We start from the raw sequence: 12,148 nt of genomic DNA on the forward strand, positions 1-12,148 counted from the left end.
GGAACGGCTCTGGGCGCCGGTCGGGACGGGGATGCGGGGACTGACCGGGGCCGGTAAGCCAGTTACTTCACGCTACCGACAGCCACGGCGCGGCCGTCCTGCAGCTTCGTCCAGCGGGCCGGATCGTCGGCGGACTGGCGCTTCAGGTAGGTATATTCGGTATCCGACCACAGCAGCACCTTGTTGCGCATGTTGTCGAGAATGAAGTCGCCGTGGTCGGTGCGCACGGTCAGCACCGCATGGCCTTCGCCGTTCGGCTGCAGGACCACGGTGATCAGCGTATCGGATGGCGAGAAGCCGGTATCGATCAGCATCTTGCGCTTCAGCAGGGCGAAGTCCTCGCAGTCGCCGACGGTGCGCGGATAGGCCCAGCGCTCCTCGACGCCGTAGATCTCCTTGTCCGTCATCGGCTGGATGGTGGAATTGACGGTGTAGTTGACCTTGAGGATCTCCTTCCAGCGATCCTCGGTCAGGATCGCCGGGCCGGCATCGCCGCCGGCATAGGCGCATTCGCCCGGATTGGCCTGGCAGAACTCATAGTGCCCGATCGGCGGGCTCGCATTGCCTGCGAGCGTCATGCTGGCGGATGACGCCTGACCTGCGCCCGCCATTGCCATTGTCATGCCAAGGGCCAGAAGGCCGCCTTTCAGAAGAGTTCCAATTGCCATTATCGTCTCCCCGTTATGGGAAGGACAATGACACGGACGTTTTTACCTCACGCAAAATTACGCAATAAAATTAATGGCTTAATCTATTCAAATACGCGTCGAACTTGATTCAAATCCATATCGAATACACATCAAATTAGACGCGCATTCGTCTCGAATTCGATTAAAATTGAAGGATTGAGAAAAAGGCTTTCGGGCCGCAAAAGGCCGGAAAACGGGCAGGCCGTTAACGATATCGGATAAGCCGGGTAAATTTCTCCGGCGGCCGGCAGCCGGGGCGTCGGGCAGCAAGGCTTGGGTCGAGGCGCGGAAACAGGCGGAATTGCCGTCCGGAAAGCCGATTCCGCCTCATGTCCCGATTTTCCGCCTCAAAAATAATTTCGTCAGAGATCGCGGAATCTGTCGGTCGCGGCGACGATCGCGGCGGCAATATCGGCATTGGCCGTGGAATGGGCCGCCTTCGGCAGTACGATGAGCTCGCAGCCCGGCCATGCGCGGGCAAGTTCCCAGGCGGTGACAAGCGGCGCTTCGATATCGAAACGCCCGTGGATCAGAATACCGGGGATGCCGGCGAGGCGACCGGCATTCTTGAGCAGGACGCCGTCTTCCAGCCAGGCACCCGCGCGAAAATAGTGGGTGATGATGCGGGCGCGCGTCAGACGGTAGCGCGGATCGGACCAGCGCCGGGGAAGGCCGGCGGGATCGGCAAGGAGGATTGTCGCCGCCTCCCATTCATGCCAGTCGCGCGCCGCGTCCAGCCGCACCTGTTCGTCGGGATCGTTGAGCAGCCGGTGATAGGCGCTCACCCGGTCGACGTCGCGAAGGTCCGGCGGCAGCGCTTCGCCGAAGCGGTGCCATTCCTCGGGAAAGAGCGGCGCCATGCCCCGATAGAGCCAGTCGATCTCGCTGCGGCGTGTCGTGGTGACACCTGCGATGACGATGCCGCCGACATGATCGGGATGGGATTGCGCATAGGCAAGCGCCAGCGTGGAGCCCCAGGAATTTCCGAAGACGATCCATTTTTCCACGCCGAAGAGGCTGCGAAGCCTCTCTATGTCGTCGATGAGATGGGCGGTCGTGTTGCGGGAGAGGTCGGTCGCGGCATCGGCGGCGTCAGGCAGGCTGCGCCCGCAATTGCGCTGATCGAAGAGGATGATGCGATAGGCGGAAGGATCGAAATAGCGCCGCGCCGTTGTCGAACAGCCGGACCCCGGCCCGCCATGCAGCACCAGCGCGGGCTTGCCCGCCGGATTGCCGCAGGCTTCCCAATAGATGAGGTTGCCGTAGCCGGTATCGAGCAGGCCGTGTTCATAGGGTTCGATTTCGGGAAACAGGACCGACATCAATGCGCAACTCCTTGAGGCGCGCTGTATCCTTCAGATCCGTGACGGGCCGATGACGGAACCGGACGATACGAAAATCGCCCCTCGCTTCCGCGGGCGTGGAACTGCTCAGAGAAATTCGCGCAGCGTCTCGCGTGACTGGACCGACAGGAACTCGATCGCGACACCTTCCGTGAAGTGGCGAACGACGCGGCCGCGCATGTTGCCGAGGCGAACGGGCGTGCCGAGCGGCGGGCGCACCTCGACATCGACGGCGGCACCCGAGAGCGAAAGGTCCATGATGCGGCAGATGTAGCGCGTGCCGTCTTCCAGGGAGAGTTCGGTCCTGGTTTCGCGCGGGGTCAGACGATCGTGACGGCGGTCTTCGGGCAGGCCGAGTTCATGCTTGTTGGCAAGCCAGGTGAGCTGGGCGGCGAGCTTCTCGCGCTTGCGCTCGGTCGCGTTGATCGACATGGTGAAGCCGCGCATGTCGACCGTCTGCACATGGCCTTCGACACGGCCGAGATGGTCGATATAGGCGACGACGCGTTCGTTGGCACGCGGGCGGCCGGGGCAGGTGACATACATGTCGCCGGGCGACATATCGATCACCATGCACTCGAATTCCTCATAATTCGCAAGCATCAGCCGGCCCTGCATATTGATGGGCACACGCTGGAACACCCCCTGTTCGGGGCGAGGCGCAGGCCGTTGCGTCTGAGCGGGCTGGAACGAGTGCATCAAAGGGCTTCTTCATGAAATCGTCGAGCCCAATCCTTATCCACAATCCCTTAACAGAAGGTTGTGGAAAGCCACCCCGGCATAGCCCTAAAGTACTAGGGGCCGCGTCCCGGAACGGGACAGTCAGCGGGCAGCTGCCCCATGCAGGAAATGCGACATGGCGCGCAGCATTGACCGGCCGAATGTCGCCTGTTTTTCGGGGACGATTTCGACGGGGCGGTGCGGCTGAAGCGGGGCCGTGCGGCCGAACCTGTCGTGCAGCAGCCGGCTTCGGTCCAGGGCCAGAAGCTCCAGCGGAACGATCTCCAGCCAGCTTGCGGCAAGGGCAGGCGCGATGGCGCCGAGCAGCCGGTCGCAGCCGCCTTCCGGCGAACGCAGCGGCATCATGACGATCTCGAAGGCAGCATGGTGGCCGGCGGTACTGTAGCCCGTCGCGTTGAAAAGTGTGGGGATGGCATGCGCCATGACGCCCTCCGCCGTCCTTTCGATATCCTCATGCTGGCCGTTGGCCCAGAGGGCGGAAAAACGCTCGCCGCGCAGGTCGCGGCCGAAGAGATCGCAGATCTTCGTGCCGGCGAGGCGAAAACGGATGTGCCGGTCCGCGCCGGCCTCCAGAATGAAGAGGCTCGACAGGAGGTGAGGGATCGCGCCGGGCACGATCTGCGACTTCAGCGGGGCGTCCAGCCCGCCACGCAGGGCGTTCCAGTAGTCGAATATGTCGATCGTGATCTGAAGGCGCATGGCAGTGTCTCATTTCGGTTCATCGGCGGGCGATTTTCGCCCCTTCACCTTCTGCCTTGCGGATTTCATGCCAAATCCGGCGAGTTAAGGTTAAGAATGGGTTTCGCTTGAGCGCCGGACGCCGCCGTGAGACCGTTTCCCCACGACTTCTGACAATGAAGTTCTGCACGCGACTGCCAGGGTGGGGGTCATCCTCGGGGAGCATCCAGGCAAGCCGTCCGGCCGGTTCCGGACGGCTTTTTTTTTGATGCCGGCTCCTGTATGGCTGGGGCCTCCAACGAGGCGATGAGAGCATGAACCAAGAGACGTCCGGGCCTGACCAGGCTTTCCAGCCTTCGCAGCCCGAACCGCCGGCCCGGCCGCCGCGCCAGCCGGTCTTCAATCTTCCGCCGGCGCTGTTTGCCACGCTCCTGCTGCTGATCCTGATCTACGTTGGGCAGTCGCTGCTGCCGGGCGACGGGCTTGACTGGTTCCTGTTCAATTTCGGCTTCATTCCGCTGCGTTATGCCGTTTCGCTCGCAGAGCAGGGGCCGCAGCTCTACTGGACGCCCGTCACCTATTCGCTTCTGCACGGCAGCATCGAGCATATCGTCTTCAACGGGCTGTGGCTGATGGCTTTCGGCGCGCCGGTCGTGCGCCGCATCGGCGCGTTCCGCTTCGTCGTCTTCTGGGTCCTTTCAGCAGTCGCCTCGGCGGCGCTGCATGCCGCGCTGAACTGGGGCAGCGAAGGGCTGCTCATCGGCGCATCGGGTGTGGTTTCCGGCCTGATGGGGGCGGCCTGCCGGTTTGCCTTCCCTTCCGGGCGGGCAGGGCCGCGCCCGGCGCATCTCAATCCGCGCCTGTCGGTGCCGCAGGCGATGCGGAGCCGCACCGTAATCATCTTCATGCTGTTCTGGCTGATCGGCAATGCACTGATTGCCGTCGGCGTGCCGCTCGTCGGCGACGGCAGCCAGGAGATTGCCTGGGACGCGCATATAGGCGGTTTCGTCTTCGGCTTCTTCCTTTTTGCGTTCTTTGACCGCAAACCGCCCGAAGAACCCGCACCGTACCCTGACGACGAGTTGCAATCCTGACTCAAGCAGTGCACCATTGACCAATTCGCGACGGGAGGAGAGACCGCCGCGGAGCCTGTGTTCCCGACAAGTGTTTCACTTTCGCCATGGGAGGTACAAATGGCCAGTTCCGTCAAAGCAATACTCGATCTGAAGGGTCGTGACGTCGTCACCACCGGGCCGAATACCACGGTTGCGGAGGCGGCTCAGATTCTCAGCAAGAAGAAGATCGGCGCGATCGTCGTCGTCGGCATGGAAAACAAGATTTCCGGCATGTTCACCGAGCGCGACCTCGTGCATGTCATCGCAAAGTCCGGCAAGGACGGGCTCGACCAGGCGCTGTCTTCCGTCATGACCTCGAAGGTGTTCCGCTGCAACGAACAGACCTCGGTCAACCAGCTCATGGAGCTGATGACAAGCAAGCGCTTCCGCCACGTCCCGGTCGAGGCCAACGGCAAGCTCGCCGGCATCATTTCGATCGGTGACGTCGTGAAGTCGCGCATCGCCGAGGTCGAGCGCGAGGCCGAAGAGATCAAGGCCTATATTGCAAGCTGAACGATCCTTTGTTCGATGTAATTCCAGCAAGGCCGCTGAACATCTTTGCTGGAATTGCTTCTTTGTCTGAACGCAATTCCGCACGCAAAACCGCACGCACTTTTGCTGGAATTGCTCTTTTGTCTGAACGCAATTCCGGACGCAAAACCGCTGCGCACTTTTGCTGGAATTGCTCTTTTGTCTGAACGCAATTCCGGACGCAAAACCGCTGCGCACTTTTGCTGGAATTGCTCTTTTGTCTGAACGCAATTCCGGACGCAAAACCGCTGCGCACTTTTGCCGGAATTGCTCTTTTGTCTGAACGCAATTCCGGACGCAGAACCGCTGCGCACTTTTGCTGGAATTGCTCTTTTGTCTGAACGCAATTCCGGACGCAGAACCGCTGCGCACTTTTGCTGGAATTGCTTATGCCTCAGGGGTGCCTGGCGTAGAGTTCCTGCATGCGCTGCAGTTCGGGCAGCCTTGCCCGGGCTTCCTCATAGCCACGCTCGATGGCTTCGCCCGCACGGTGGAACTCCGACAGGCCGATATCCGACAGGCGCGGCTGCAGCGAAATGTCAGGCGGGTCGCCGGCAAGGCGGGCACGCGCGATACGATCCTGGATGATGTTGAAAGCCTGCACCATCACGCCGGTCATGCCCATGCGTGCGGAATAGGGCGCATCCTTCTGCTGCTGCACTTCGGCGGGCGAGAGGCTGGCATTGTGGCGGACGACGGCGGAGCGGCCGTAGAGATCGTAGTTGAGATTGACGGCGACGACGAGCGGCTGCTCGTAGCTGCGGCAGACGGACACCGGCACCGGATTGACGAGGGCACCATCGACAAGCGTGCGATTGTTGCTGCGCACCGGCTCGAAGATACCGGGAAGGGCGTAGGAGGCGCGGATCGCCGTAATCAGCGAGCCGTTGGCGATCCAGACTTCGTGGCCGGTATTGACCTCCGCAGCCACGGCAACGAAGGGTCGGTCGAGATCTTCGATCGTCAGTCCCTCCAGATGTTCCTGCATGCGCTTGGTCAGCCGCATGCCGCCGAACAGGCCGGAACCGCCGATCGTCAGGTCGAGGAGGCTTGCAATGCGGCGCATGGTGAGCGAGCGGGCGAAGTTTTCCAGTTCGTCCAGCTTGCCGGCGAGGTAGCAGCCGCCGACGAGCGCGCCGATCGAAGTGCCGGCGATCATGCCGATTTCGATGCTCGCCTCATCGAGCGCACGCAACACGCCGATATGCGCCCAGCCGCGGGCAGCGCCGCCGCCGAGCGCCAGAGCAAGCTTTGCTTTCTTTTCGGGAACGGGGAGCGGGGGAGAAACCGGCGCATCGTCACGCATCGTCGAGCTCGAACCGCCCCCGTCGGAGCTTTGACGATTCATACTCCAGCCCAACATGGCGTTCCTTCCTCCCGGCAGAACACTTTGGCCCCCTTACTGGGTTCCTATTAACCGCCCCGAACCCTTTCCAAATTGTATATAGAGGCGACCGGCGTCGCAATAAGGGGCGGGCGGCCGGGATGAAGCCTATTTTCCGTAGACGTCGTTGGGATCGAAATGCAGGTCGTCGTCGACGATGGTCAGCATGGGCTTTCCGTCCTCAAGCGTGACGGTGCGGTAGAAGCAGGAGCGTCGGCCGGTGTGACAGGTTGCGTCATGGCCGGCGACCTCGACCTTCAGCCAGATGGCGTCCTGGTCGCAATCGGTGCGGATCTCCTTGACGGTCTGCAGGTTGCCCGAGGTTTCGCCCTTCTTCCAGATCTTGCCGCGCGAGCGGCTGAAATAGTGGGCGATGCCGGTCTGGATGGTGAGCGCCAGGGCCTGCGCATTCATATGGGCGACCATCAGCAGCTCACCGTCACCGGCATCGGTGACGATGGCGGTAATCAGGCCGCGATCGTCGAAGCGCGGCGTAAAATCGCCGGCATCCTCCAGCTCGGACTTGTCGTCAGACGGCTGGTTGAAAATCAGTTCACGCATCGCGGCCCTCCTGAGGGAGCCGGTGTCAGCGGCCCCTTACCATTGTCATGAATCGGACCTGATCGGCCGGTTCAGTCTTGAACGTTCCTGTAAAGGTTGTCGTCAATGTGGTCGAGCCCTGCTTCTGAACGCCGCGCATGGCCATGCACATATGTTCGGCCTCGATCATGACGGCCACACCGCGCGGGCGCAGCGTTTCATCGATCGCGGTGGCGATCTGCGAGGTCATCGTTTCCTGGGTCTGCAGGCGGCGACCGTAGATTTCGACGACACGGGCGATCTTGGAAAGGCCGAGCACGCGTCCGTCCGGCATATAGGCGACATGCGCCTTGCCGATGATCGGCACCATATGATGTTCGCAGTGGGAGAAGAAGGGAATGTCCTTCACCAGCACCATGTCGTCATAGCCGGCAACCTCTTCGAAGGTACGGCCGAGCACGTCTTCCGGGCTCATCTCGTAGCCGGCGAAGAGCTCGCGATAGGACTTGGCGACACGGGCAGGCGTATCCAGCAGGCCTTCGCGCGAAGGATCGTCGCCGGCCCAGCGCAGCAGGACGCGAACGGCGTCCTCTGCCTCCTGCTGGGAGGGGCGATCGGATTCACGGACGGTATGCGGAAAATTCTTGACGATGGCGTCCATATTCAATGGTCTCCTGGCCCGCAACGCGGACCGTATTCGGACTAGCCACTGGTACCCCAAGCGGGAATTCTTGCACCTTTGGCAGGCTCCGGGGCTTTCCAGGCTCGCTTTCTCGAACCCTTCCGGCACGGTTTCCCAATCAAACTTATCCGAGGCCATTGCATTTCAATGACCCTCGAACGACATACATATAGGAAGACGACCCCGGTATGTAAGTATGCTGTCGTTTGACTGTGTGTTTTTTGTTTACATGACAATCACATAGGAATTAGCGTCGCTTTTAGGCGTTTTTGGAGCCAAATCCGTCATGGACGACATCTATAACAGCAAAATCCTCGAATTTGCCGGCAATATTCCGCTGACCGGCACGCTTGACGATGCGGATGCGAGCGTGCAGGCGCATTCCAGGCTCTGCGGATCGAAGGTGCGCATCTGGCTGAAAATGGACGGCGACAGGATCACCGCCTTTTCGCATGACGTGAAGGCCTGCGCGCTCGGGCAGGCATCCTCCTCGATCATGGCCCGCCACGTCGTCGGCGCGACAGCGGGCGAGGTGCGCAAGGCGCGCGAGGACATGCTTGCCATGCTGAAGGCGGACGGCGAGGGGCCGGATGGACGGTTTGCCGACATGCGCTATCTTCTTCCCGTGCGTGATTACAAGGCGCGCCACGCCTCCACCATGCTGACCTTCGACGCCGTTGTCGACGCCATCAGCCAGGTCGAGGCCAGGCGCGCGGAGGCTATCGAGGCGTAAGCCATGTGTGAATTCTGCCTGTTGCGCGAAGAGGAGGACGAGGGCGGTGCCGCCGCGCCCGAACCTCGCCCTGCGCGGCCGCAGAAATTCTCCCGCAACTATGCCGGCCCGTTCCGCAAGACGCCGGACCGGCTTTTCGGGATGGGGCTGATCCGCCTCTATCAGCTGACGCTTTCGGGCTTCGTCGGCTATTCGTGCCGGCACATCCCGACCTGTTCCGAATACGGCTACGAGGCCGTCGCCCGCCACGGGCTCTGGGCCGGAGGCTGGATGACGCTCTTCCGCGTAGGCCGCTGCGGCCCGGGCGGCACGAGCGGGCTCGACCCGGTGCCGGAACATCTTGCAATGCGTTACCGCTGGTTCACGCCCTGGCGTTATTTCGCGCTCGGGCGAAAGGAGGCATAAGGTGTGTACCTTCATCGCACTTCTGCACAGCATCGTGCTGAGTTCCGAGCGACGCGTGATCATGGAGGATCTGCGCGCGCTTGCCGAAGAACTCGGATATCGCGAACCGCGCACGCTGGTCTCCACCGGCAACCTCGTTTTCGAGGCGGACAATATGCGACCGCACGAGGTCGAAGAGCAGCTGGAAGAGGCTTTCGAAGAAAAGTTCGGCAAGCATGTCGACATCATCGTGCGCAGCGACTGCACCTGGATGGCGCTTTGCAGCGCCAATCCCTTCAAGGACGGCAAAGGCGATCAGGTGATCGTGCGCGTCAGCCGGCTGCCGATCGATCCGGAAAAGGTCGAAGCATTAAAACCGCTGCTTGCCGACGGGCAGCGGATGGAACTGATCGGCTGCGATCTCTGGATCGATTTCCACGGCAAGCCGAGCCAATCCAAACTGCTGTCTGCGCTCAGCACCAAGCGCATGGGTGTCGGGACGCTGCGCAACTGGAACACCGTGCGCGGCCTTTTCGAAATGGTGCTTTAGGTGCAGGAAGAACACGCCTTCGTTGCTCTTCATCGGCGGCGGAAAATTACACTTGCAGTTGAATAAGTTGGGGATATCACTGAGTTCCCCGCACGATTTTTCAGATGCTGTACTCATGAAGTTCTCTCGGTATTTCGCCACCGCGTCGTTTTTTCTTGCCCTTGCCACTGTCAATTTTCCGGCAACTGCTGCAAGCGCAGCCCAAACCGCATCGGAAACAAAGTGCCGCTACCTCGCGCGCGATGGCGTGTTCGTTGACAATCTCGCTTATTGGCGGGATGCGCTTTCCGCCTGCGAAACCTATCTGCAGGCGGATCCAGGCTCTGTCGACGCCCGTTATTTCGTGCTCGCAAGCCAGTTCAACCTCCAGCAATATGAGCCAGCGCTTAGCGGCTTTGAGGCATTGGCCGCCCAGGGGCATGCCGCTTCGATGGACTACCTGGCGACGGCATATGCTTACGGTTTCGGGCGCGGACGCGACTTCAAGATAGCCTTGTCCTGGCTGGAAAAGGCAAGAGAAGCAGGCGATCCGCGCTCGGCCGAATATCTCGGAGAGATGTACAAGCTCGGGTGGGGTGTCGCACAGGATTTCGATGCTGCCCGGACCTATTTCGAACTTGCAGACCGGCTGGGCTACATTCCCGCCAAGAGATCCCTTGCGTGGATGTATCTGGATGGGACCGGCATTCCTGTCGATGCCAATAGAGGTTTTGGGCTGCTTTCAGTTGCGGCGGAGCTGGGCGACGAAGGCGCGGCCATAGATGTCGCGTATCTTCACATGGAAGGCATTGGAACAGAAAGGAACCCGGTCCGTGCCGTTGCCTTGCTGGACGACATGGCGCGCAGAGGTTCCACCGATGCGATGCGGGCTCTTGCGCGACACTACCTGCGTGTGGGCGACAAGGCTCAGAAAAAGACGGCTGTCGATCTCCTTGAGAAAGCAGTGGACCTTGGCGACGGCGATGCCATGAAGGCGTTGGCAGATGTCTATGTCGCGGGCAAGGAAAGGACGCGCGACTTCGCAAAGGCCGAGGGCCTGCTGGATCAAGCAATTGCGCAAGGAAGCGTGCTTGGCTACCGAGGCAAGGCTTTGCTTTTCTCCAAGATGCCTGATCCGCGTTATGGCCAAGCCCTCTACTGGATGAAGGAAGCCGCCTCCCGTGGGGATGCTTATGCCATGTCAGAGGTCGGCGTCTTCTATGAGCGAGGTAAAGGTGTGCCGGTTGACGCGGGCGAAGCGCGCATCTGGTATGAGAAATCTGCCAAACTCGGAAGTCCTGACGGCGCCGGTCGTTTCGGCGAGTCACTCTATTTTGGAGTGGGCGGCCCTCGCGACGTCGAAAACGGCCTGAAATGGCTCCAGAAGGCAGCAGCGGCTGGCAGCACATACGCCATGCGGGAGCTTGCCTATGGTTATGAAAAGGGCGAGGGCCTTCCGAAGGACGCGGAAAAGGCTTTCGAGTGGTTCCAGAAGGCGGCCGATGCCGGGGATTCCAAGGCTTTTCTCGAAGTTGCCGACCGCCTCTATCAAGGTTCCGGCACCAGCGCCGATGCCCATAAATCTTTCGCCTGGTATCTCAAGGCGGCCGAAGGCGGTTCGGCCACGGCTCAGTATTCCGTCGCGCTCCTATACGCAAGGGGCGAGGGGACAGTCCAGGATTCGAGAGAAGCGGTGCGCTGGTTCAAAGCTGCTGCGGAGAACGGATATACACAGGCTTTCGCCGAGCTTGGTGCAATGTATGCCAATGATGCCAGCTTGCCGCGCGACGATGGGAAATCGACCGACTATCTCGAGAAGGGTGCGGCTGCCGGCGACACTTCGGCGATGATCCTGCTCGGAATCAAGTATGAGGATGGCGACGGAGTCACCCGCGACTATGCCAAGGCGATCGAATGGTACGAAGCCGCGGCCAACAAGAAATCCGCCGACGCGATGTACAGGCTCGGAATGCTCTATCGCTCAGCGGACGGCAACCAGAAAGATTATGGCAAGGCCCTGGAATGGCTGACGAAAGCCGGAGCCTACGGCAATGCGAAGGCACAATATTCCCTGGGCGATATGTACGAATATGGGCAGGGCGTGCCCATTGACCGCTCCAAGGCGCTCAGCTGGTTCATGATGGCGGCCTTCAAGCAATATCCCGAGGCAATGAATGCCGTCGGCTATTATTATCAGAATGGCATCGGCACGGAAGAAGACCAGACCATCGCTCGCGACTGGTATCAGAAGGCGGCCGATGCCGGATCTGCGGCCGGCGCGCTCAATCTCGCGTGGTACTATGAAAACGGCAAGGATCAGGATCAGGCAATCGCTTTCAAATATTACAAGAAATCCGCCGAGCTCAATTCGGCCGCAGGAATGTTCGCGCTCGGGCGTTTCTACGATGACGGCCGGGGAACTTCGGTCGACCGACAGGAAGCCATAAAATGGTATCTGCGGGCGACGGATGCGGGCTTCGCAAGAGCTGCCTATCGGCTGGCCTATGCCTATGACGCAACCTTCAGCTCGGATAATGCGGCCGAGAACATCCTTCTCGCAATCCGCCAGGGCGATGGACAGATTACCGACGAACTGAAGGTGTTTTCGCCCTTCACGCGCACGGCGTTGAAAAGAAGTCTTTCAAGACGCGGCCTTTACGATGGGCCGCTGGACGATGAGATCGATCTGCCCCTGAAATCGGCGCTCGCGAACTACACCAGGACCTACGGCGGATAGGAGCCGCATCCTCCTTCGCTAGCCGATCGCCTCGCTTTTTCTTTACTCAGACACCAAATGTC

General features: G+C 60.8%; 13 protein-coding genes. 6 read left to right on the forward strand and 7 right to left on the reverse strand.

Annotated features, from left to right (window positions below; translation table 11 throughout):
* Positions 1 to 62 precede the first annotated feature (62 nt).
* From ACFPWW_RS00990 to ACFPWW_RS01005, 4 genes are all read right to left on the reverse strand, one after another.
* On the reverse strand, positions 63 to 668 hold the full coding sequence (locus ACFPWW_RS00990; protein ID WP_377309939.1) for a transglutaminase-like cysteine peptidase: 606 nt from the start codon (positions 666 to 668) through the stop codon (positions 63 to 65).
* Between the two features lie 383 nt (positions 669 to 1,051).
* Positions 1,052 to 2,011 carry a prolyl aminopeptidase gene (gene pip, locus ACFPWW_RS00995; RefSeq protein ID WP_377309941.1) on the reverse strand — a complete coding sequence of 320 codons (960 nt, stop codon included), beginning with the start codon at positions 2,009 to 2,011 and terminating at the stop codon, positions 1,052 to 1,054.
* A 108-nt stretch (positions 2,012 to 2,119) separates the two neighbouring features.
* The gene (locus tag ACFPWW_RS01000; RefSeq protein ID WP_112567761.1) at positions 2,120 to 2,731 is read right to left on the reverse strand and encodes a PilZ domain-containing protein; all 612 of its coding nucleotides are present in this window, start codon (positions 2,729 to 2,731) and stop codon (positions 2,120 to 2,122) included.
* A 123-nt stretch (positions 2,732 to 2,854) separates the two neighbouring features.
* A complete protein-coding gene (locus ACFPWW_RS01005; protein WP_112567763.1) occupies positions 2,855 to 3,472 on the reverse strand; it encodes a PAS domain-containing protein in 618 nt (205 codons plus the stop codon).
* 293 nt (positions 3,473 to 3,765) lie between these two features.
* Between ACFPWW_RS01005 and ACFPWW_RS01010 the strand changes: the two genes are divergently transcribed.
* Positions 3,766 to 4,545 (forward strand): rhomboid family intramembrane serine protease, encoded by a 780-nt coding sequence (locus ACFPWW_RS01010; RefSeq protein ID WP_112567765.1) that lies wholly within the window; start codon positions 3,766 to 3,768, stop codon positions 4,543 to 4,545.
* A 99-nt stretch (positions 4,546 to 4,644) separates the two neighbouring features.
* A complete protein-coding gene (locus tag ACFPWW_RS01015) occupies positions 4,645 to 5,079 on the forward strand; it encodes a CBS domain-containing protein (RefSeq protein ID WP_112567767.1) in 435 nt (144 codons plus the stop codon).
* Positions 5,080 to 5,491: 412 nt separating this feature from the next.
* On the opposite strand, the gene ACFPWW_RS01020 is transcribed toward ACFPWW_RS01015, so the two are convergent.
* From ACFPWW_RS01020 to folE, 3 genes are all read right to left on the reverse strand, one after another.
* Positions 5,492 to 6,460 (reverse strand): patatin-like phospholipase family protein, encoded by a 969-nt coding sequence (locus tag ACFPWW_RS01020; RefSeq protein WP_377309945.1) that lies wholly within the window; start codon positions 6,458 to 6,460, stop codon positions 5,492 to 5,494.
* 129 nt (positions 6,461 to 6,589) lie between these two features.
* Positions 6,590 to 7,042 (reverse strand): phosphoribosyl-AMP cyclohydrolase, encoded by a 453-nt coding sequence (gene hisI / locus ACFPWW_RS01025; RefSeq protein ID WP_112567771.1) that lies wholly within the window; start codon positions 7,040 to 7,042, stop codon positions 6,590 to 6,592.
* Positions 7,043 to 7,067: 25 nt separating this feature from the next.
* The gene (gene folE, locus ACFPWW_RS01030; RefSeq protein ID WP_112567773.1) at positions 7,068 to 7,682 is read right to left on the reverse strand and encodes a GTP cyclohydrolase I FolE; all 615 of its coding nucleotides are present in this window, start codon (positions 7,680 to 7,682) and stop codon (positions 7,068 to 7,070) included.
* Positions 7,683 to 7,989: 307 nt separating this feature from the next.
* Here folE and ACFPWW_RS01035 point away from each other — a divergent pair, with 307 nt between their 5' ends.
* From ACFPWW_RS01035 to ACFPWW_RS01050, 4 genes are read left to right on the forward strand one after another with little or no spacing between them, the layout of a single operon-like run.
* Positions 7,990 to 8,436, forward strand: a complete 447-nt coding sequence (locus ACFPWW_RS01035) for an iron-sulfur cluster assembly scaffold protein (protein WP_377309946.1) — start codon at positions 7,990 to 7,992, stop codon at positions 8,434 to 8,436.
* 3 nt (positions 8,437 to 8,439) lie between these two features.
* A complete protein-coding gene (yidD, locus tag ACFPWW_RS01040; RefSeq protein ID WP_377309947.1) occupies positions 8,440 to 8,841 on the forward strand; it encodes a membrane protein insertion efficiency factor YidD in 402 nt (133 codons plus the stop codon).
* A gap of 1 nt (position 8,842) precedes the next feature.
* Positions 8,843 to 9,370 (forward strand): DUF1697 domain-containing protein, encoded by a 528-nt coding sequence (locus ACFPWW_RS01045; protein ID WP_112567779.1) that lies wholly within the window; start codon positions 8,843 to 8,845, stop codon positions 9,368 to 9,370.
* 52 nt (positions 9,371 to 9,422) lie between these two features.
* Positions 9,423 to 12,086, forward strand: a complete 2,664-nt coding sequence (locus ACFPWW_RS01050; protein WP_377309949.1) for an SEL1-like repeat protein — start codon at positions 9,423 to 9,425, stop codon at positions 12,084 to 12,086.
* Positions 12,087 to 12,148: the final 62 nt, after the last annotated feature.

Source organism: Rhizobium sp. GCM10022189 (genome assembly GCF_042656325.1).
Classification (GTDB): Bacteria; Pseudomonadota; Alphaproteobacteria; order Rhizobiales; family Rhizobiaceae; genus Rhizobium.

Excerpts from the sequence above, each read along its gene's own strand:
- ACFPWW_RS01000 (WP_112567761.1), bottom strand. The coding sequence starts at position 2,731 with ATGCACTCGTTCCAGCCCGCTCAGACGCAACGGCCTGCGCCTCGCCCC.
- ACFPWW_RS01005 (WP_112567763.1), bottom strand. The coding sequence starts at position 3,472 with ATGCGCCTTCAGATCACGATCGACATATTCGACTACTGGAACGCCCTG.
- ACFPWW_RS00990 (WP_377309939.1), bottom strand. The coding sequence starts at position 668 with ATGGCAATTGGAACTCTTCTGAAAGGCGGCCTTCTGGCCCTTGGCATG.
- ACFPWW_RS01010 (WP_112567765.1), top strand. The coding sequence starts at position 3,766 with ATGAACCAAGAGACGTCCGGGCCTGACCAGGCTTTCCAGCCTTCGCAG.
- pip (WP_377309941.1), bottom strand. The coding sequence starts at position 2,011 with ATGTCGGTCCTGTTTCCCGAAATCGAACCCTATGAACACGGCCTGCTC.
- ACFPWW_RS01035 (WP_377309946.1), top strand. The coding sequence starts at position 7,990 with ATGGACGACATCTATAACAGCAAAATCCTCGAATTTGCCGGCAATATT.
- ACFPWW_RS01020 (WP_377309945.1), bottom strand. The coding sequence starts at position 6,460 with ATGTTGGGCTGGAGTATGAATCGTCAAAGCTCCGACGGGGGCGGTTCG.
- ACFPWW_RS01015 (WP_112567767.1), top strand. The coding sequence starts at position 4,645 with ATGGCCAGTTCCGTCAAAGCAATACTCGATCTGAAGGGTCGTGACGTC.
- folE (WP_112567773.1), bottom strand. The coding sequence starts at position 7,682 with ATGGACGCCATCGTCAAGAATTTTCCGCATACCGTCCGTGAATCCGAT.
- yidD (WP_377309947.1), top strand. The coding sequence starts at position 8,440 with ATGTGTGAATTCTGCCTGTTGCGCGAAGAGGAGGACGAGGGCGGTGCC.
- hisI (WP_112567771.1), bottom strand. The coding sequence starts at position 7,042 with ATGCGTGAACTGATTTTCAACCAGCCGTCTGACGACAAGTCCGAGCTG.